Raw genomic sequence first — 21224 nt, forward strand, 5'->3', positions numbered from 1 at the left:
ATTGTGGTGATCAGACCGGCAAGGTGAATGACGCCTTGATCCGGTCCATCACCACGGTGGTTTTGAACCCTTTGATATCGGGGTTGTTGTAGAAAAAATCGCGGGTGAACGCCTCGTAATCCTGCATGTCCTTGGCGCTGACGATCAGCATAAAGTCGGTCTCTCCGGTCACGTAGTAGGCGCTCATCACTTCTGCCCGCTCCCGCACCGCCCGCTTGAAACGGTCGATGATATCGGACCGTTCCCGCGCCAGTTCCACCGCGATGAGCATGGTCAGGGGACGGCCCACGGCCTCGGGCGAGACGACGGCGATATCGGCCTCGATCGCCTTGGTCGCACGCAGCCGCGCAAGGCGCCGCTGGACCGAGGTTTGCGACAGCCCGACCAGTTCGGAAAGGCGCGCGCTGGTAAGCAGATTGTCGCGTTGCACGTGATGCAGGATTTTCCGGTCTATCGCGTCAATCATCCTAAATTCCCCATATCTTACAAAAGTTTGCAGCTTTTACCCGCGTAGCCGCATTATTCGCATAAATGCACAGCGCGAAAAAGCTAAACTCGCACAATACCCTGGCAGGAATCCCCACATGATCGACCATTCTTTTACACAGCACGAATATGCAGCACGTCTGGCGAAAACACGCGCCGAAATGGCCAACCGCGGGCTGGACGCGCTGTTTGTCACCGATCCGTCCAATATGGCGTGGTTGGCGGGCTATGACGGGTGGTCGTTCTACGTGCATCAAGGCGTGCTGTTGACCCACGAAGGCCAGCCCGTCTGGTGGGGGCGCGCCATGGACAGCGCCGGTGCCCAGCGCACCACCTATCTGGATGATGACAATATCGTCGGCTATGATGACACCTACGTCCAGAACCCCGACAAACACCCGATGGAGGATCTCGCCCGTCTCATCGCGGACCGCGGTCTAGAGAATGCACGCATCGGGTTCGAGCTGGACAACTATTACTTTACCGCTTCGGCGTTTCTGACGCTGCAAACGCGGCTGCCGGGCGTCAATATCCAGAACGCCACGGCGCTGGTGAACTGGCAGCGTGCGGTGAAATCCCCGACAGAGCTTGAATATATGCGCCGCGCCGCGCGGATCGTGGAACGGATGCACGAGGTGATCCGCGAAAAGGCCCAGGTCGGGATGCGCAAGAACGATCTGATCGCGGATATCTATCACGCCTCCGTCAGCGGGGCCGAAGGGCATTGGGGCGACTACCCCGCCTGCGTGCCCATGACGCCCTCGGGTCTGGATGCCACCGCGCCGCATATCACATGGGACGATGCCCCCCTGCGCAACAACGAAGGCACGTTCTTTGAAATCGCGGGCGCGCACCGACGCTATCAATGTCCACAGTCGCGTACCTTGTTCTTGGGCAAGCCTCCGCAGAAGTATTTGCATGCAGAGAACGCCGTGCTCGAAGCGATTGATGCCGGGCTAGAGCAGGCCAAACCCGGCAACCGCTGCGAAGACATCGCCCGCGCCTTCAACACCACCCTGCGCAACCGCGGATTCGAGAAAGACAGCCGCTGCGGCTATGCGATCGGCCTGTCCTACCCTCCGGACTGGGGCGAACGCACCATGTCGTTCCGCGCAGGGGATACCACCGTGCTGGAACCCGGAATGACCTTTCACTTCATGCCCGCCCTTTGGCTTGACGACGGCGGGATCGAGATCACAGAGCCGATTGTCATCACGCAAACCGGTGTCGAATGCCTCTGCACCACCCCGCGTGCGCTTGTGATCAAGGAATAGCGCCATGCGGGACAATCCTATTTCGGCCACCATCGATTTCGAGTGCGACGGCGTGCAGCATGGCTATCTGCGCCTGCCCTATAGCCGCAATGACAGCGCTTGGGGGGCGATCCAGATTCCGGTGACCCAAGTGAAAAACGGCGACGGCCCCTCTGCCTTGCTGACCGGCGGCAACCACGGCGACGAATACGAAGGGCCGCTGGCCTTGGTCGAGCTCGCCCAGACCTTGGAGGCCAAGGATGTCACGGGTCGCGTGATCATCCTCCCCTTCATGAACCACCCCGCCTTTATGGCGGGGACGCGGGTGTCTCCGCTGGACGGGGTGAACATGAACCGCAGCTTTCCCGGCCGCCCCGATGGAACCCCCACCCAGAAGATCGCGGACTACTTTCAACGGGTGCTGCTGCCGATGGCGGATGTCGTGCTTGATTTCCATTCGGGCGGCAAGACGCTGGATTTTCTGCCCTTCGCCGCCTGTCACACGCTGGAGGATGCGGACCAGCAGGCCCGCTGCCGCGCCGCGCGCGATGCGTTCAACGCGCCTTTCAGTGTCGAGATGCGCGAGATCGACGCGCTTGGCATGTATGACGACGCAGCAGAGACCATGGGCAAGACATTCATCACCACCGAATTGGGCGGCGGCGGCACTGCCACGCCTGAAACCGCGCAGATCGCCCGTAAAGGCGTGCGCAATCTGCTGATCCACGCCGGTATCCTGCAAGGCCAGCCCGTCACCGCGCCATCGCGCATGCTGTCGCAAGACGACGACCGTTGTTTTCACGTCACCAACCACGGTGGGCTGGTCGATTTCAACGTCACCCTTGGCGACACAGTGGCCGAAGGCGACCTGATCGCGCGTCTATGGGACAGCCAGCATACGGGCCTGCCCCCGCGTGAAATCCGCGCCCAGATGGGGGGCATCGTGATCGCCCGCCACCACCCCGGACTGGCACAGCCGGGCGATTGCCTTGCCGTGTTGGCCACCGAACTCACTTGAAACTCTCCTAAACAGAAAGCCTGACCTATGCTTCGCAATGATGATCAACTCGCCACATGGGACCGCGAAAACTTTTTCCATCCCTCTACGCATTTAGCACAGCATGCGCGGGGTGAATCCGCGACGCGGGTGATCACAGGGGCGTCGGGCGTCCATATCGAGGACCGCGATGGCAACCGGATGCTGGACGCCTTTGCCGGGCTCTATTGCGTGAACGCAGGCTATGGCCGGACCGAAGTCGCCGACGCCATCGCCGAACAGGCGCATCAACTGGCCTATTACCATTCCTATGTGGGCCACGGCACAGAAACGTCTATCACGCTGGCAAAGATGATCATGGACCGCGCACCGGCGCATATGTCCAAGGTCTATTTCGGTCTGTCCGGCTCGGACGCGAACGAAACGAACATCAAGCTCGTCTGGTACTACAACAACATCCTTGGTCGCCCGCAGAAAAAGAAAATCATCTCGCGCTGGCGCGGCTACCACGGGTCGGGGCTGATGACCGGATCGCTGACCGGCCTGTCGCTGTTCCACGACAAATTCGACCTGCCGATGAACCCCGTGATCCACACGGACGCGCCCTATTACTACCGCCGCAAGGACCGCACCCAGACTGAGGCGGAATTTACCGCGCAATGCGCCAACGCGCTTGAAGCGTTGATCCAAGCCGAAGGGCCGGACACCATCGCGGCCTTTATCGGGGAACCCGTATTGGGGACCGGCGGCATCGTGCCCCCGCCCGCCGGATATTGGGACGCGATCCAAGAGGTGCTGAACCGCCACGACATCCTGCTGATCGCGGATGAGGTCGTGACCGGCTTTGGCCGTCTGGGGACGATGTTCGGGTCGGAACACTATGGGCTGAAACCCGATCTGATCACCATTGCCAAGGGTCTGACCTCGGCCTATGCGCCGCTGTCGGGGTCGATCGTATCGGACCGGATGTGGAAAGTGCTGGAACAGGGCACGGACGAGAACGGCCCCATCGGTCACGGCTGGACCTATTCGGCGCATCCGATCTGTGCCGCGGCGGGTGTCGCGAACCTCAAGCTCATCGACGACCTGAACCTTGTCAGCAACGCGGCCGAGGTGGGCGGATATCTGAACGCCTCGATGAAAGAGGCGCTTGGCGATCATCCAAATGTGGGGGACATCCGTGGCGAAGGGCTGCTGTGCGCGGTGGAATATGTGGCCGACAAGGCAGACGCCACGCCGCTTGATCCTGCTGCCAAGGTGGGGGCCGCGATCTCTGCCGCGATGCTGGAACGCGGCGTGATCGCCCGCGCCATGCCCCAAGGCGACATCACCGGCTTTGCCCCGCCCTTCTGCATCACCCGCGCAGAGGTCGATACCGTCGTCGCCGCGACCGCGGATGCGGTAAAAACCGTGCTGGGATAAACGCCCCGGTTCGCCTTGTTTCGCAGGGCGAACCGGCCCCCACAGGTGGGGCGTAATGCGGGCGCTAACACGGCGCTTGGGCGTTGCAGCCCCTGATTGTTTGCGCAATGACTACCCCAAGCTACGGGAGGAGCGCAGATGCCACATTGGTCACAGGCGATCACGGATCGCATACAAACAGAAACCCATTTTGACGGTCGCGAGATCAAATGCTTCAAGGATCGCCCCGCCGACCTGAACGCCATGCTCGCCGCGGCCCTTGCCCGCGCCCCCGATCAAGAGGCCGTGGTCAGCGGCGAGACCAGACTGTCCTATACCGAGCTTGACTTGCACGTGGGCCGCATCGCCGCAGGGCTGCGCGCCCGTGGGGTCGAAAAGGGCGACCGCGTTGCGCTGCTGCTGTCGAACCGCTGGGAGTTCATCGCGACAATGATGGGCTGTCTGCGGCTTGGCGCGATTGCCGTGCCGATCAACATCCGCGAAGGCACGCCAGAGCTGGCGTTTATCCTGCGTCAATGCGGGGCCAAGATCGCCGTGCATGGCATGGATGTCGCCGACCGTCTGCCCGCACCCACCGATCTGCCCGGGCTGACCCACCGCTTTTGCGTTGGCGGCACAGCGGCGGGGTCCGACGCGTTTGACACGCTGCCCGCGCAGACCCCGCTGACCGACGCCGTGCCGCTGCACGAGGATGACATCGCGGTGATCCTCTATACCTCGGGCACCACAGGCCAGCCCAAAGGGGCGACGCTGACCCATCTGAACATCGTCCATTCCGCGATGCATTTCGAGCTTTGCATGGAGCTGGGGGCCGGTGAACGGTCGCTGCTGGGCGTGCCCGCAAGCCATGTGACCGGGCTGGTCGCCACCGTCTTTACTATGCTGCAAACCGCAGGCTGCACCGTGATGATGGAGGTCTTCGGTGCCCATGAATTCCTGTCGCTGACCGCCGACGAGAAAGTCACACAGACGCTGATGGTGCCAGCGATGTACAACCTGTTCCTGCTGCGCTGCAACGTCGATGACTACGACCTGCAACACTGGCGGATCGGGGGCTACGGCGGCGCGCCTATGCCGCAATCCACCATCAGCGAACTGTCGGAAAAGCTGCCGAACCTCTGCCTGATGAACGCCTATGGCGCGACGGAGCTTACCTCTGCCGTGACGATCCTGCCGATGGGGTTCGGCACCAAACGCGCGGATAGCATCGGCATCGCCGTGCCCTGCGCCGACATCCGCATTGTCGATCCTCAGGGCAACGACGTGCCCGACGGCACCCATGGAGAGCTTTGGATCAAGGGCGCGATGACCGTGCCCGGCTATTGGGACAACCCCGACCGCACCGCCTCCGAGCTCCACGACGGCTACTGGAAAAGCGGCGACATGGGGTCACGCGATGCCGAGGGGTTCATCTGCCTGCACGACCGCCGCAAGGATATGATCATTCGCGGCGGCTATAACATCTACAGCGCCGAGGTCGAGAACGCCCTGACCGCCCACCCCTCCGTGATCGAATGTGCCGCCATCGGCTGCCCTGATCCGGTGCTGGGAGAAAAGATGCATGTGTTCATCCACACCACGGATACCGCGCTGGATCTTGATGCGATCAAGGCTTTCGCACGGACAAAGATGGCGGACTACAAAGCCCCCGATTTCGCGACGTTCGAACCCGATCCCCTGCCGCGCAACGCCAATGGGAAGATCGTCAAGAACACGCTTCGCGACAGGCTGAAGGCGCAGGCCTGAGGGCATGAAAAAAGCCGCAGCGCTCATAGGCGCTGCGGCTTTCATCTGTGTCGGTTCAGGCGCGATCAGGTCGCGGCCGGTTGCTCGTAGGCGAGCTCATGGTCGCCAAGGTCCATGATGTCTTCGCCGGATTTGTCCCATTCGGCGCGATCTTCGTCCGTCGCTTTGGGAGAGAACAGACCGGTCACCGCATAGAACACACCGATCAGCGGTGCGGTCCAGCAGGCAAAGGCCAGCGGGATATACAGCAGGTTGGTCAGGTTACCGTCCATGACCCCCAGCCCCAAGGCCGAGATCACAAAGGCACCACCGGCGTTCCACGGGATCAGCGGGCTCATCAGCGTGCCGCCCTCTTCCACCGCGCGGCTGAGGTTCAGGGTCGAATAGCCCATCCCACGGTACAAGGGCGCGTACATACGCCCCGGCAGCGCGATAGAGATATAAGGATCACCCGCGACCATATTGGTCGCAAAGGCCGTCCCGATGGCCGAGCTTTGTACCGCGCCAAAGCTTTTCACGCGGCTGACGATCGCCAGAATGATCGCCTCCAGACAGCCGGTACGTTCCAGCGCGCCGCCAAAGCCCAAGGCAATCAACATCAGCGAAATGGTCCACATCATCGACTGGATGCCGCCCGCGTTCAGCAGGCTGTCGATGTCGGCGATGCCCGTGTCGATGGAATAGCCCGACTGCGCGAAGGCGAACACGTCATGCAGCCCCGCACCCTGCCAGAAGATCGCCACCAGTCCACCGGCCAGCACACCGGCAAACAGCGACGGCAGCGGCGGCTTTTTCATCAGCGCCAGCACAATCACGATCAAGGCCGGCGTCAGCGGGATGATCCCGAGGCTAAAGCGTTCCTCCAGACCGGTTGTGATCTGATTGATGCTGCTGACGTCGCCTGCTCCCTCTTCGATCAGCATAAAGCCGACGACGACATAGATCACCAGCGCGATGATCATCGCAGGGACTGTCGTGGGCAGCATGTTCTTGATGTGGTCGAATACATTCGTGCCCGTCACCGCAGGCGCGAGGTTCGTGGTGTCCGATAGCGGCGATACCTTATCGCCGAAGAATGCGCCCGACACGACCGCACCGGCGGTCCAATAGGCCGGGATACCGAAACCCGCACCGATCCCCATCAGCGCCAGACCGATGGTGCCGACTGTGCCCCAGCTGGTCCCCAACGACAGGGAAACCACTGCACAGAGGATCATCGCGGCTGCCAGAAAAATTGACGGGGTCAGCAAGGTCAGCCCGTAATAGATCAGCGTAGGCACCGTGCCCGACGCGATCCAGACGCCGACGATCATGCCGACCACGATCAACACCGCCAGTGACGGCATCGACACGTGGATCACGTGGAATACGCCTTCGCGGATGTCCATCCACGTCTGACCACGAAACACACCCAGCAGGGACGTGATGGCCAATCCGAGGATGAGGGGAATATGCGGCGTGAAGTCGCCATAGTAGAAAAGTTGCAGCGCCAGAAGGCCAAGCGTCAGAACGACGGGCAGCAGCGCCAGCGGGAGCGATGGAAGGTCTTTATTGTCCATTTTGTCCTCGTTTTTGTATTCTTGTTTACTGATACACACACAGATTCCCTTTAGGGTGGCATTGCGGGCCTGTGATGCCAACCAATCTTATTCTAGGGCGATTGAACGCAATTTCCGGCAATTTTCCGCTGTATTTCAAAGAGGCTAGACAAAACCTGCACTCCGGGGCGCTATGTCTTTGCAAATATTGCCGGATGATGCCGCGCTGATTTCGCGATTTTCGCGTAAACCCCGCACTGTGCAGCAAAATTTTGCGCATCATGCTTCATGTTATTGAACTTCCCGCGTAATTATATGAATTCTGCAATGCAGCAACGAACAGGAATCATTTTTGATGCATCATTTGTCTCGCTCCCGCCCGATGTCTCGCCGGTCAGTATTGCGCGCAGGGGGGGCCGCTTTGGCTTTCGCCGCTGCAACCGGTTTGCAAGACACTGCTGCCTGGGCGCAGGCCAGTGATACGGCGGAGCCTTTTTCCTTTGATATTCTGATCGAACGGGCACGCAGCCTCGCGGGTGAAGAGTACACCGCGCCGACGCAACTGGGCGAGCCTTTTACCACGCTGGACTATGACGATTACCGCAACATCCGCTTCCGGGAGGACAGCGCGATCTGGAAAGGCCCTGCGGCGCAGGCGGTGGTACATGCCTATCACCCCGGCTGGCTGTTTGACGGCACCGTGTCGCTTTACGAGATCGTCAATGACAAGGCACAGCCGCTTGGCTTTACCTCGGATGACTTCATCTACCAGTCCAAAGCGCTTGAAAAGATCCCGACCGGTACCGAGCTGCCCGGCGTCGCGGGCTTCCGCATGAATGCGCCGCTGAACGATCCGCAGCAGTTCGACGAGATCGTGTCTTTCCTCGGGGCGAGCTACTTCCGTGCCTTGGGGGCGGGCAACCGCTATGGCCTGAGCGCGCGCGGGCTGGCGGTGAACACTGCCACCTCCGAACCCGAGGAATTCCCCCGCTTCAGCGCCTTCTGGCTGCAGCGTCCCGCACCCGGCGAGACGAAGATGACCTTTTACGCCCTGCTGGAAAGCCAGTCGGTCGTGGGGGCCTACAAGTTCACTGTGACCCCCGGTGCCACCACCACGATGGATGTGACCACCGAACTGTTCTTCCGCCAGGACGTGCAGCAACTGGGCGTCGCGCCGCTAACATCGATGTATCTGTTCGGCCTGAACGATCAGGGTGGCTTTGACGATTACCGTGCCCGCGTCCACGACAGCGAGGCGCTGGTGGTCAACACCGGCCAAGACACGCTGTTCCGCGTGCTGAACAACCCGCCCAAGCTCGCCAATTCATACTTTGGGGCGCAATCGCCGAAATCCTTTGGCCTTGTGCAGCGCCACCGTGCCTTTGACGACTATCTGGACGCCGAAGCCCACTACGAGCTGCGCCCGACGCTGATGGTCGAACCAAAAGGGGACTGGGGCGAAGGCATGGTCCGCTTGATCGAGATCCCGTCGGATCTGGAGGGGAACGACAATATCGTCGCCTTCTGGACCTACAAGAACGGGTTCGCGGCGGGGGATAGCAAAAGCATTTCCTACCGTCTGAACTGGGGGATGAACCCGCCCGGCGCGTCTTCGACACTTGCCCAAGTATCGCGCACTCTTGCCGGAAATGGGGGCATCGCGGGCGTAAAACCGCGCAATGATCGCCGAAAGTTTGTCATCGACTTCGAAGGTGCAACTTTAGGGGAACCAAACGCCGAGAACGTTGTTGAAGCCAATGTAAACATCGCCGGCGGCACAGTTGCAGGACAAGTACTGCAGCAGATCGACGGCCACGATCACATGTGGCGACTGGTTCTAGAGGTCGTCGCCGAAACTGATGCAACGGTCGAACTGCGCGCCAATCTGGTCGCGGGCGACCGTAGCTTGACCGAGACTTGGGTATACCAATGGCTGAAAGAATGAATACGTCTGTGACATCACCTGCGATCACCGAACAAATGACCGACTTTGACCGTTATGCGCCTCGCCCTGCCCCGCTGGATATGCCGCGGCAGGTGCTAGAGCATGATGCCCGCCCCTCCCTGTTCGAGGTGGTGAGCCGCATCTTCATGCGTAATGCCTGACATGCCCTCTTATTTACGCGATGGTGCCACGCGGGTCAGCCGCGTTGGTGCCATTTGCTTTGCCTTGCTATGCGCAACAGCGGCAGCCGCGACGCTGGCGCAGGCAGGGCTTAATACCGGATTTGATATCTGGGACGGCTTCGCCGTGGCGCTTATCGCGCTTACGACGGCTTGGTTGGCCTGGGGGGCGGGGCAGGCGTTTTTGGGCGTGCCTTCTTTCGATCCCCTCCCTGATATGGACCTGAGCAACGCGGATTTCCCCCCGACGGCGATCCTTGTGCCGATCTGCAACGAAAACCCGACCGAGGTTTGCGCGCGCATTATGGCAATGCGCCAATCCATGCAGGCCGCGAACGTACCCGTCGATTTCGCCATTCTGTCCGACACCTTTGACCCCGACGCCCTGATCGCAGAGCGCGCGGCGCTGGCCACGCTGTTGGGCAATGAAAGCGCTGCGAACCCGGTCTACTACCGCAACCGAACAGAGCGTTATGGCCGCAAGGCGGGCAACGTCGAGGATTTCATCCGCAAATCCGGCGGGGCCTATGAATACGTCGTGATCCTTGACGCCGACAGCCTGATGGAGGGCGACACGATCCGCCATCTTGTCGCACGGATGGAGGCAGATCCGAGCCTCGGTCTGCTGCAAACCCTGCCCAAGATCTTTGGCGCGGGGTCGCTGTTTGGCCGTGCGATGCAATTCTCTGCCAGCTTTCACTCGCCCGTTTTTGCACGCGGTCTGGCCCGTATGCAGGGGCGCGCGGGCCCGTTCTGGGGGCATAATGCCATCGCCCGTGTGCGCGCCCTGTCGCAATGCTGCGGCCTGCCAGAACTCAGCGGTCCCGCCCCTTTCGGCGGCACCATCCTAAGCCATGACTATGTCGAAGCCGCCCTGCTGGTACGTGGCGGCTGGCGCGTCGAGATGGACCCCCGCATCGCCGGTTCCTTCGAGGAAGGCCCCGACAATCTGCTTGCCTTTGCGCGCCGTGATCGCCGCTGGTGTCAGGGCAACCTGCAACACATGCGTCTGGTCGGTGCCCCCGGCCTGCACGGGTGGAGCCGGTTCGTCTTTGTCCAGGGGATTATGGCCTATCTGGTATCGGTCGCCTGGGGGGCCTTCCTGATCGTGTCGCTGCTGGCCGCTGCGACCAATGCCAGCCCTGATTATTTCCCCAACGCCTATCAGCTGTTCCCCGTCTTCCCCGACGACAAGACCTTCCAGATCGTGGCGCTTGCCTTTGGGATCGGTGGGCTGTTGTTGCTGCCCAAGCTCGCGATCTTTGGCGAAGCGGCTGCAACAGGCCGCGCCAAGGGGTTTGGCGGGGCGCTGCGCGCGCTTGGCTCTGTCCTGTCTGAAATCCTGCTGACCGCGCTGATTGCGCCCGTCATGCTGATGTATCAAAGCCGCGCCGTCGCCGAGGTCTTTGCGGGCAAGGATGGCGGCTGGCCCGCGACTGCACGCGGCGAAGGGCGGCTTACCCTCGCCGAAAGCTGGCGTGCCAGCCGTTGGGTATCGCTGTTCGGGGTCGCGGTGACTGTTGCCGTCTATCTTTGGGTGCCGAACCTGATCTTCTGGCTCTTGCCGGTGACGCTCCCCATGTCCATCGCGCCGCTGTTGATCGCCGTGACCTCGCACGAGAGCACCGGCCAAGTCTTTACCACGCCGCAAGAACGGGCCATGCCCGCCGTCATTGCGGCCTATCGCGACAACCTGAGATCGGGTGCCGCCCCAGAAGGATCGTCGCATGACACAATCGTCCAACCGGCCTGACGCGCAGCTTATTCCCATCCGGCGCGGGGTCGACCTGCCGCGCCGCGCCCGCGATCCGCGCATCGATGCGTTTCGCGGGCTGGCGCTGATCATGATCATCATCGACCACATGCCCGGCAACCCATGGGAGCATCTGACCATCCGCAACATCGGGTTCTCCGACGCGGCAGAGGCGTTCTTTATCATGTCGGGCATCGCGGCTGGCATCGCCTATTCCCCCGCCATTGGCCGCTGGATGTCGGGCGAGCTGCGTCTTTGGGATGCAATGGCCCCGCTGTGGCGGCGGGCGTGGCAGCTTTATATCGTGCATATCGTGCTGACAGTCGCGGCCATCGGTCTTTATGCCTGGGCGGCAGATACGTTTGTGCGCTCGGAATTTCGCGTGATGCACAACCTTGCCCTCTTGTATGATCAGACCGGTGCCGCGATGGCGGGGCTGGTCACGCTGGGATATCAGATCGGCTATGTGAATATTCTGCCGTCCTATACCGTCTTGCTGCTGGCAGGCCCTGCCCTGATCGCCGCTGTGCTTTACGCGCCGCGCACGACCTTGGCCGTTGCGGGGGCGTTCTGGCTTTATGCAGGAGCCACCCGACTGACCATCCCGAACCACCCCGGTGGCGGCGGCTGGTTCTTCAACCCGCTCACCTGGCAGTTCATCTTTGTCATCGGCCTTGCCATTGGCGTGCGTCATCGCAAGGACGAACGGTTGGTCCGCACCTCTCCGATCCTGTTCAAGCTGGCGCTCGGTCTGCTGCTGTTTATCTTTGCCTGGCGCTACGTGCCCGGTTTGGGATCGTTCATGAATCACAAGATGGCGCAACTTGGCGGGCTTGGCCTGCCCAGCAACATCACGACGCACAACAAGTCGATGCTCGCGCTGCCGCGCTTGGTCCATATTCTAGCGCTGGTCTATGTGCTTTCGTGCCTGCCTGTGGTGACCCGCATCTGCGCACACCGCTATGCCGCCCCCTTGCGTCTGATGGGCAGCCACGGCCTGCTGGTCTTTGGGCTAGGGACGATCCTTGCACTGGCCGGACAGATCATGATGGATGTCGAACCTACGGTCACCGCCCTGCCGTGGACCCTGCCGCTGGCCGCCATCGCTGTGTGCTATGCCGCCGCCCTGCTGGCCGAAGCGGCACGCAAACAGCCGCAGCCAAAGCAGCCCGCCCCGACCAAAGCCGAGGCCCCGCGGGCAGAGGTGATCACCGGCAGTTCCACGGCGTAAACAAGCCCGTTAGTGCCATGACCGAAAGACCGCCCGATGCGCAGACTTGCCCTGCCATCGGGTTTTCTTTACGTCCAAGACCGCCCATAAGCGAAAAACAGTGGAAATAGGGAATGTTCCCCTATCTCGTAGTGTAAATTAGTGTGTTGAAAGAGGCCCCCATGTCAAAAACCGGAAAGATCGCGATGCCAACCCAAGGGTGGCTCTACGTACTGACGGGGCTTGTGGTGGCACTCTTCCTGACGCTCGCCCCCTTCGCGGCGCAGGCGCAATCGCTGTTCACCGGTGGCGGGTCTTCCGACACGGAAACAACCGAAACGACACCCGAGGCAGAGGCGAAGGCACCGCTGGATACCCTGCTTGAAGTGCTTAAGGACGATGACGCCCGCGCGGCGCTGATCGCGGACCTTGAAAAGTCGCTGGATGCCTCGGGCGCCCCCGCGGGTGATGCAAACCCCGCGATTGAAACGATCACCGAAGCCGCGGATGCCGAAGGGGTATCGGTCGGGCGACAAATCGCCCTGATCACCCAGCAGATCGGCCAAGACACGGTAAGCACGCTCACCTCTTTCTGGAACGGGTTCGAACGCGGCGGCAAGGTTTTCTCTGGCCTCAGCGGTGCGGAGCTGACCGTATTGCTGGAAGCGATCCCCGGCCTGCTTGCGGTCATTGCGATCACCGTCGCGCTCTTTGTGGTGCTGCGCTACCTTGCGCGGGGGCTGTATGCGCGCATGGGGCGCACGGCTGAACATGTGGGCCTCTTCCGCTCTATCGGGCTGTTTCTGGGGTCGAACCTGCTGGACGCCTTTATCGTGGTCGTGGCTTGGGCCGCTGGTTATCTGATCACCATCCTCGCTGTTGGCGAAGTCGGGCAGATCGGCATCCGCCAGTCGATGTATCTGAACGCCTTCCTGCTGGTCGAAATGACCAAAGTCGTCATCCGGTCGTTCCTCTCGCCCGTTGCGTCGGGTCTGCGTCTGGTGCCCGTCGGTGACAAGGCCGCCGCGGCGCTGACCCGCTATCTGAGCATCGTGGTCAGTGTTCTGGGCTACGGGCAACTGCTGGTCGTGCCAATCGTCAACCAAAGCGTCAACACGGCCGCGGGCGCTGGCGTGTCGGCCCTTCTGTCGGTTCTCGTGCTGCTGTATTTTGTCTACATCGTGCTGCGTCGTCGCAAGGCCGTCACCCGCTGGCTACAAAGCGAGGCCGACCCCAGCGAGGCGCAAGCCGCCGAGGGCGTCGACCCCGCCACCATCGCAGAGGCGCGCCGCGGCTTTATCGCGCGCACGCTGCACGGGTTGGCAGGCATCTGGCACTGGTTCGCACTGGCCTATATCGCGGTGATGTTCATCGTGGTCATGACCCAGCCCGCCGAGGTCACGCTGAACGCGATTGTCGGGTCGGGCAAAATCCTTGCCGCGATCATCATCGCCGCCCTGCTGTCCGGCTGGTTGGCACAGGCCGTGCACCGCGGCATTTCACTGCCCGAGGACGTGAACGCCAAGCTGCCGCTGCTGGAACGTCGCATCAACACCTTTGTCCCCCGCGCCTTCAGCGCCTTGCGGCTGTTCCTGCTGATCTGCGTGCTGTTCTTTACGTTGGACGTGATCGGCACGATCGACATGCGCAGCTGGCTTGAGGGGCAGGTCGGGCTGGCAGTGACCAAGGCGCTGATCTCTGTCGGGTTGATCCTGACGGTGGCCTTCGGCATCTGGCTCGCGCTGACATCCTTTGTCGACTACAAGCTGAACCCTGAATACGGCGCTGTGCCAACCTCGCGGGAAACCACCCTGCTGACCTTGCTGCGCAATGCGGCGACCATTACGCTGATCATCCTCACGCTGATGTTCGTGCTAAGCGAGATCGGGCTGGATATCGGGCCACTGCTCGCCTCTGCCGGGGTCTTGGGTCTGGCGATTGGTTTCGGCGCGCAGAAGATGGTGCAAGACATCATCACCGGTGTGTTCATCCAGTTCGAGAACGTCATCAACGTTGGCGATGTGATCACCGTGGGCGGCACCACTGGCACCGTCGAAAAGCTGTCGGTGCGCTCTGTCTCGCTGCGCGATGTGCAAGGCGCATTCCACATGATCCCCTTCTCTACCGTTGATGTGGTCAGCAACTATATGCGCGGCTTCTCCTACACGGTCTGTGACATGGGCATCGCCTACCGCGAGAATGTCGAAGAGGCCAAGCAGGCCATGTTCGACGCCTTCGACCGCATGATGGAGAACGAGCCAGAGATCGCCAACAGCATCATGGGAGAGCTTGAATGGTTCGGGGTCCAATCCCTTGGTGACAGCGCCGTGGTGCTGCGCGTGCGGATCAAGACTGATCCGGGCAAGCAATGGGGCATCGGGCGTATGTACAACGGCTACCTCAAGACGGTCTTTGACGAGCGCGGGATCGAGATCCCCTTCCCGCAGCAGACCATCTGGCTGGGCGAGAACAAGGACGGCACCACCCAGCCGTTCAAGATCGAAGGCCCCGCCGCGCAGGATACAAGCCTGCCGCCGACCAAAACCGTGTCCAAGCCGATCGAGGCAGACGATGTGCCGGACAGCGATGATGCCGATGGCGACGGTGGTGCAGACCGCTAGCAGACGCGGAATGACTGAAATAGAAAAAGGCCCCCGATCAGCGCTGATCGGGGGCCTTTTTGGTTCGGGTGGTTCGCGCAGGCGCTACATCACCGCTTCGATCAGATACGGGCCTTTATGCGCCAGCCCTGTCTCGATCGCGAGCTCAAGCGCTTCGCAATCTGTGACCTGGGTTGCCTCTACCCCCATCGATTTTGCCATCTGTGCAAATTCAAGCGTCGGCTGGTCAAGCGACAGCATATCCATCGCCTTGGGGCCCGCATTGCTGACGCCGACATTGGTCAGCTCGCCGCGCAGGATCTTGTAGACGCGGTTGGCGAAAATCACGATGGTGATGTCCAGCCCCTCGCGGGCCATCGTCCAAAGCGCTTGCACCGTGTACATCGCGCTGCCATCTCCGATCAGCGCCATCACCTTGCGGTCAGGGCAGGCCACTGCCGCCCCGATCGCCACAGGCATGCCATAGCCGATGGACCCGCCGCAGTTGTTCACCCAAGTGTGCTTCGGAGCCCCTGCCGTTGCGGGGAAGAACGCGCGGCCTGTGGTGATCGCCTCGTCGATGACAATCGCATCCTCGGGGATGGTGCGCGCTAGGGCTTGTGCGATGCCGCCCGGCTCCAACGGGCCGCTGGGTTTGTCGGGGGTAGCGGCTTCGGCCACATGGGCGGGTGGAGTGTCCGCCGCACCCACATTGCCGCACAGCGCCTCCAGCGCCCCCGCGATATCCTGCGCGGTGGTGCAGAGGTTGGTGATCTGCGTGCCCTCGGCGGTCAGGATCGCGGGCTTGTTCGGATAGGCGAAAAAGCCGATGGGTGCGCGTGCGCCCAGCAGAACGATGCGCTTGAACGGGGCCAGCGTCTCTAGCGCCTGATCGATGGGATAGGGCACGCGGTTGACCACCACACGCCCTGCCCCGCGTTCCTGCCGCGCATTGGCCCATTCGCTTAGCAGTTTGCAGCCCGTCTTGGCCGCGATCCGCCCCGCAATCTCAAGCATCTCGGCGCTGAGCGCGGCACCGCCCAACAGCAGCAGGCTGTCGGGGCCGGACAGCGCGGCGACGGCTTCCTCCAACGCCGCCGCGTCGAAGGCAGGGCGCTGTGCAGGCTCTAGCGCGGGCGCGACAGCGCCGCCTTCGTTCCAGGCGGTGTCACTGGGCAGCATCAGCGTCGCCACCTGCCCCGGTGCCACATTTGCCGCCTGCACCGCACGGGCGGCATCCGCGCCCACATCCGCCGCCGACATGGATGTATGCACCCAATGGGACACGGGCCGCGCGATCCCTTCGATGTCAGAGGTCAGCGGCGCGTCCAGCTCGATATGCGTGACCGCATGTTCGCCGACAATATTCACCACGCCCGAGCCTGCCTTTTTCGCGTTGTGCAGGTTCGACAACCCGTTGGCGAGCCCTGGCCCAAGGTGCAGCAGGGTGCAGGCGGGCTTGCCGGCCATACGGTAGTACCCATCCGCCGCCCCCGTCGCCACGCCCTCTTGCAGGACAAGGATCGACCGCATGCCGGGCACGTGATCCAGCGCGGCAACAAAGTGCATTTCCGACGTGCCGGGATTAGTGAAACAGGTATCAAGCCCACTATCGAGCAGCGTCTGCACAAGGCTATCGGCCCCGTTCATCTGGTCTGTATCGTCTTGGTCGCTCATGTCATCTTCCTTGTTCACGCAGAAACCGCCGCCCAGAAGGGCGCGCGCAATTCTTTCTTGAGGATCTTCCCGATAGAGCTGCGCGGCAGTTCTTCGCGCAGTTCCACCGCCGACAGACGCTGGCTTTTACCCAGTTTGGCGTTGGCGTCAGCGCAGATATCATCGCCCGAACGCGTCGCCCCCTCGCGCAGCACCACCAACCCGTAAGGCGTTTCGCCCCAAGCGTCAGAGGGCACGCCGATCACGGCGGCATCCGTCACATCGGGGTCGGCCAACAACACCAGTTCAAGATCGTCGGCATAGATGTTCAACCCGCCCGAGATGATCATATCTTTCTTGCGGTCCGACAGGATCAGAAAGCCGTCCTCGTCAAAACGGCCCATATCGCCCGAGCGGAAGAAGACGTTGCCCGCTGCGTCGCGCCAGATGTAGTCAGCGGTCAGGTCATCGCGCCCGAAATACCCCGCCATCATCGTCGGCCCGCGACCGCAAATCTCGCCCACGGTGCCCTTGGGAACCTCTGCACCGGTCTCGTCGATCAGGCGGATTTCATTGCCCGGCGCAGGCTGGCCCACCGTGTGCAGCTTGTCGGGGTGTTCGGCAGAATTCAGTACCGTGACCCCGCCGCCTTCGGTCAGACCGTAGTATTCCAGAAGCTTGCCGGGAAAGCGCGCCAGCACATCCGCCTTGACCTCGGCCCGCAGCGGCGCGGAGGTGGAGAATTTCACCTGCATCGATGACAGGTCAAAGGCGTCAAAGTCAGGCACGTCCATGATACGTTTGTATTGCACAGGCACCAGCATCGTGTGGGTGATCTTTTCACGCTGCACGATCTCGAGGTACCCGCGGGCGTCGAACTTCGGCATCAGATAGACGGTCGAGCCGCCATAAAGCGTCGGCAGGAAGGACACGATCGTTGTGTTGGAATACAGCGGCGTCGACAGCAGCGTGCGGGCGTTATCGTCATATCCGTTGGGCGACACGCGGTCCATCTGCGCCGACCGCATCCAGTGATTGTGCAAGATGCCCTTGGGCGTGCCGGTCGTGCCCGAGGAATAGATCAGGTTGAACGCATCCGACATCTCGATCTGGATTTCGGGGTCGGAGTCCGAAGCCCCGTCAACCGCAGCGCCATAAGGCTGAAATGTGGGATGGTCGAAATCAATGGCAAAGCGCGCAAGATCCAGATCGGCGATAAAGCCATCGACCAGTTCAAGATATTGCGCCGCGACAAAGATCGCGCGCGCGCCGCAGTCGGTCAGCATCTTTTGCAGCGCATCGGGCGAGGCCATCGTCGACAGCGGCGTCACGCAGGCCCCTGCCCGCAAGATGCCCATAAACAGCTCTGCATAAGGAATGGAATTGGGCGAGATGATCGCGATGTTGTCGCCCTTGCTCACCCCCATCGACAGCAGCAGATTGGCGATCTTGTTGATGCGCTGGTCGAATGCCCCCCAGCTGACGGTTTGCCCGTCACAGACCAGCGCAGGTTTTTCCGGATGCGCTTTGGCGTTGTCGCGCACGACCTCGACGATGGTTTTCGTGGGTGTCGTCGCCGGTGCCGGCGGATTGATCGGTATCATATCACTGTCCTGAAATAGTTCTCTCCCCGCTGCGGAACGCCGTTCCGCAGCCCCTGACAGCAGTTGTAACGATCAAACAGAAACTTGCAAACGATGGGTGACTATGCGGCAGCTTTTCCCAAGGCGACATAGGCTGCATGCTGGGACAGGAACACGCTGCCTGTCAAATCCGAGATGAAATGCTGCTTTTTCAGACGGTCCATGACAGGGCCTTTGACCTCGGACAGGTGCAGTTTGATCCCCATATCGCGCAGCCTTGCGTTGATCGCTTCAAGCGATTCCAACGCGCTAAAGTCGATCTCGTTGATGGCAGAGCACATCAGCACGACATGGCGCAGACAGGTGTTGCCCGCCAGCCGGTCGTAGATGCAATCCTCCAGGAACCGCGCGTTGGCGAAATACAGGCTCTCGTCGATGCGCAGGGTCAGCACTGTGGGGCAGGTCTCGACCTCATGGCGGTTGATATTGCGGAAGTGTTCGGTGCCCGGGACCAGCCCGACTTCGGCAATATGCGGTTTGGTGGTTTTATAGAGATGCAGAAAGATCGACAGCACCACCCCGCAGGTCACCCCCAGTTCGACCCCGCTGCCCAAGGTGATCAGCATGGTGGACAGCACGGCAGCGAAATCTGATTTGGAATAGCCCCATGCCTTTTTCAGGATCGAGAAATCGACCAGCGTCAGCACGGCCACGATGATCGTCGCAGCCAGGGTCGCTTGCGGCAGAAAGAATACCAGCGGCGTCAGCGCCAGTGCGGCCACGGCCAGCCCCACGGCGGTATAGGCCCCCGCCGCCGGTGTCTGCGCCCCTGCGTCAAAGTTCACCACAGACCGCGCAAACCCGCCCGTGACCGGATAGCCCCCCGTAAAGGCCGCGCCGATATTGGCCGCCCCCAGACCGATCAGCTCTTGATCCGGATTGATCCGCTGACGCCGTTTCGCGGCAAGCGTTTGCGCGACAGAGATGGATTCAACAAACCCGATGACAGAGATCAGAAAAGCCGGCAGCAGCAGGCTGCCCATCAGTTCGAACGACAGGTCCGGCAGCGTCAGCGGCGGCAGGCTTTGCGGCACGGCCCCCACGATCTTGACGCCCTGCCCCGCGAGATCAAAGGCCCAGACTGCTAATGTGGTGACAACCACCGCCGCCACGGGCCCCGCCTTGGTCGCCACATCCGCCGCCCGTGGGCCAACGCCACGCGCGCGCAGGAAAGGTTTCAGCCCCTTGCGCACCCAGAACAGAAACAGCGTCGCAGACACACCAATCACCACCGTCGCCCCGTTCACCGTGCCCAGATTGGCCCAGACCGACATCAGCAGCTCTGCCAGATTGCCGCCAGAGGCATCAATGCCCAGAATATGCTTGATCTGGCTGGCGGCGATGATCACACCAGAGGCGGTGATAAAGCCCGAGATCACGGGGTGAGACAGGAAATTCGCCAGAAACCCCAGTTTGAACACGCCCATCACCAGCAGCATCACCCCAGACAGCAAGGCCAGCGTCAGCGCGGCGACGGCATAGCCCATCGTCCCCTGATCGGCGATATTGCCCAAGGCGGCGGCTGTCATCAGCGACACCACCGCCACCGGCCCCACCGCCAACGCGCGGCTGGTGCCAAAGACGGCATAAAGCAGGATCGGCGCGATCGATGCATAGAGCCCCGCTTCGGGCGGCAGCCCCGCCAGCAGCGCATAGGCCAGCGATTGCGGGATCAACATGATCGTGACGATCACCGCCGCGATCAGATCATTGGACAAGGCCGCCCTGTCATAATCGCGCCCCCAGTCGAGGACAGGCAGATAGCGGCGGGCAGCGGCAGGGATACGCACCTGATTACAACCCGTTCACCGGCACCTTGAGCATCAGGTTCCCGTCCTTGTCACGCGGCATATGCCCGGCGCGCATGTTGACCTGAAGCGACGGGATGATCAGCTTCGGCATCGACAGCTGCGCGTCGCGTTCGGTGCGAAAGGTGATGAATTCCTCGCGCGTTTTGCCGCCGCCCACATGGATGTTATGCGCTTTCTCTTCGCCCACGGTGGTTTCCCACTGGATATCGCGCCCATTGGGCCCGTAGTCGTGGCACATAAACAGGCGCATGTCGTCCGGCAGGGACAAGACCTTCTGGATGCTGTCATACAGCTCTCCGGCGTCGCCCCCGGGGAAATCAGCGCGTGCAGAGCCGCCGTCGGGCATGAACAGCGTATCGCCCGTGAAGGCGGCGTTGCCCATGACATGCACCATGCAGGCGGGCGTGTGACCGGGGGTGTAGATAGCAAAACATTCCATGCCCCCGACGCGGTAGCGGTCGCCATCCTTGAACAAGGCGTCGAACTGCGACCCGTCGCGCTGGAATTCTGTCCCCTCGTTGAACACTTTCCCGAAAGTGTCCTGCACGGTCATGATCTGCTCTCCGACGCCGATCTTGCCGCCCAGCTTTTGCTGGATATAGGGCGCGGCAGACAGGTGGTCGGCATGGACGTGGGTCTCGATGATCCACTCCAGCGCGAGCCCCTGCGCTTCGACCTCGGCGATGAGCTTGTCCGCGTGGTCATAGGTGATCCGTCCGGCGGCATAGTCGATATCCATCACGGAATCGATGATCGCACAGGCGTTGGAGTTCGGATCCCGCACGATATAGCTGATCGTATTGGTCACCGGATCAAAATGGCCCGAGACATCGGGGATGACATCCATATTCACGGGGTATTCAGTCATGGTCACCTGCTCCGTTTGCGCTTTTTTCGCCCGACATCTGAAGGCTGCGCCCCGTCGTCGAGTCAAACATATTCATACTATGGAATTCTTTGTCAAGGAAGCGGATTGTGCTGCCCG

General features: G+C 61.6%; 15 protein-coding genes. 9 read left to right on the forward strand and 6 right to left on the reverse strand.

Annotated features, from left to right (window positions below):
• Nucleotides 1-10 precede the first annotated feature (10 nt).
• On the reverse strand, nt 11-466 hold the full coding sequence (locus IV89_RS12955) for an Lrp/AsnC family transcriptional regulator (protein ID WP_005852003.1): 456 nt from the start codon (nt 464-466) through the stop codon (nt 11-13).
• Between the two features lie 118 nt (nt 467-584).
• Here IV89_RS12955 and doeA point away from each other — a divergent pair, with 118 nt between their 5' ends.
• The 4 genes from doeA to IV89_RS12975 all read left to right on the forward strand — a co-directional run bounded on the left by doeA (nt 585) and on the right by IV89_RS12975 (nt 5904).
• Nucleotides 585-1760: an ectoine hydrolase DoeA gene (doeA, locus tag IV89_RS12960; protein WP_037943617.1), complete on the forward strand. Its 1176-nt coding sequence runs from the start codon at nt 585-587 to the stop codon at nt 1758-1760.
• A gap of 4 nt (nt 1761-1764) precedes the next feature.
• On the forward strand, nt 1765-2757 hold the full coding sequence (gene doeB / locus IV89_RS12965; protein WP_037943616.1) for a N(2)-acetyl-L-2,4-diaminobutanoate deacetylase DoeB: 993 nt from the start codon (nt 1765-1767) through the stop codon (nt 2755-2757).
• A 27-nt stretch (nt 2758-2784) separates the two neighbouring features.
• The gene (locus IV89_RS12970) at nt 2785-4158 is read left to right on the forward strand and encodes an aspartate aminotransferase family protein (RefSeq protein ID WP_005851997.1); all 1374 of its coding nucleotides are present in this window, start codon (nt 2785-2787) and stop codon (nt 4156-4158) included.
• 138 nt (nt 4159-4296) lie between these two features.
• Nucleotides 4297-5904, forward strand: a complete 1608-nt coding sequence (locus IV89_RS12975) for a class I adenylate-forming enzyme family protein (protein WP_037943615.1) — start codon at nt 4297-4299, stop codon at nt 5902-5904.
• A 65-nt stretch (nt 5905-5969) separates the two neighbouring features.
• Here IV89_RS12975 and nhaC read toward each other — a convergent pair whose 3' ends face one another.
• Nucleotides 5970-7463 (reverse strand): Na+/H+ antiporter NhaC, encoded by a 1494-nt coding sequence (gene nhaC / locus IV89_RS12980; protein ID WP_037944945.1) that lies wholly within the window; start codon nt 7461-7463, stop codon nt 5970-5972.
• Between the two features lie 361 nt (nt 7464-7824).
• On the opposite strand from nhaC, the gene IV89_RS12985 reads away from it, so the two are divergent.
• From IV89_RS12985 to IV89_RS13005, 5 genes are all read left to right on the forward strand, one after another.
• The gene (locus tag IV89_RS12985; RefSeq protein ID WP_235183811.1) at nt 7825-9387 is read left to right on the forward strand and encodes a glucan biosynthesis protein G; all 1563 of its coding nucleotides are present in this window, start codon (nt 7825-7827) and stop codon (nt 9385-9387) included.
• Nucleotides 9384-9548 carry a hypothetical protein gene (locus tag IV89_RS12990; protein ID WP_181358627.1) on the forward strand — a complete coding sequence of 55 codons (165 nt, stop codon included), beginning with the start codon at nt 9384-9386 and terminating at the stop codon, nt 9546-9548. The genes IV89_RS12985 and IV89_RS12990 overlap by 4 nt, the downstream gene beginning before the upstream one ends.
• A 1-nt stretch (nt 9549) precedes the next feature.
• Entirely contained in the window at nt 9550-11319 is a 1770-nt protein-coding gene (gene mdoH, locus IV89_RS12995) for a glucans biosynthesis glucosyltransferase MdoH (protein ID WP_235183755.1), read from the forward strand.
• Nucleotides 11294-12550 carry an OpgC domain-containing protein gene (locus IV89_RS13000; protein ID WP_037943608.1) on the forward strand — a complete coding sequence of 419 codons (1257 nt, stop codon included), beginning with the start codon at nt 11294-11296 and terminating at the stop codon, nt 12548-12550. Before mdoH ends, IV89_RS13000 begins: the two co-directional genes overlap by 26 nt.
• Before the next feature lie 161 nt (nt 12551-12711).
• Nucleotides 12712-15150, forward strand: coding sequence for a mechanosensitive ion channel domain-containing protein (locus IV89_RS13005; RefSeq protein ID WP_037943606.1), 2439 nt, complete (start codon nt 12712-12714; stop codon nt 15148-15150).
• A gap of 84 nt (nt 15151-15234) precedes the next feature.
• On the opposite strand, the gene IV89_RS13010 is transcribed toward IV89_RS13005, so the two are convergent.
• From IV89_RS13010 to IV89_RS13025, 4 genes are all read right to left on the reverse strand, one after another.
• A complete protein-coding gene (locus tag IV89_RS13010) occupies nt 15235-16806 on the reverse strand; it encodes an acetolactate synthase large subunit (RefSeq protein WP_235183754.1) in 1572 nt (523 codons plus the stop codon).
• A 14-nt stretch (nt 16807-16820) separates the two neighbouring features.
• Nucleotides 16821-18389, reverse strand: a complete 1569-nt coding sequence (locus tag IV89_RS13015; RefSeq protein ID WP_037943605.1) for a class I adenylate-forming enzyme family protein — start codon at nt 18387-18389, stop codon at nt 16821-16823.
• Nucleotides 18390-18490: 101 nt separating this feature from the next.
• Nucleotides 18491-20218, reverse strand: coding sequence for a sulfate permease (gene sulP / locus IV89_RS13020; protein ID WP_037943604.1), 1728 nt, complete (start codon nt 20216-20218; stop codon nt 18491-18493).
• Nucleotides 20219-20222: 4 nt separating this feature from the next.
• Nucleotides 20223-21107 (reverse strand): MBL fold metallo-hydrolase, encoded by an 885-nt coding sequence (locus tag IV89_RS13025; protein WP_005851975.1) that lies wholly within the window; start codon nt 21105-21107, stop codon nt 20223-20225.
• Nucleotides 21108-21224 lie beyond the last annotated feature (117 nt).

It is taken from the genome of Sulfitobacter sp. CB2047 (genome assembly GCF_000735125.2).
Classification (GTDB): Bacteria; Pseudomonadota; Alphaproteobacteria; order Rhodobacterales; family Rhodobacteraceae; genus Sulfitobacter; species Sulfitobacter pontiacus.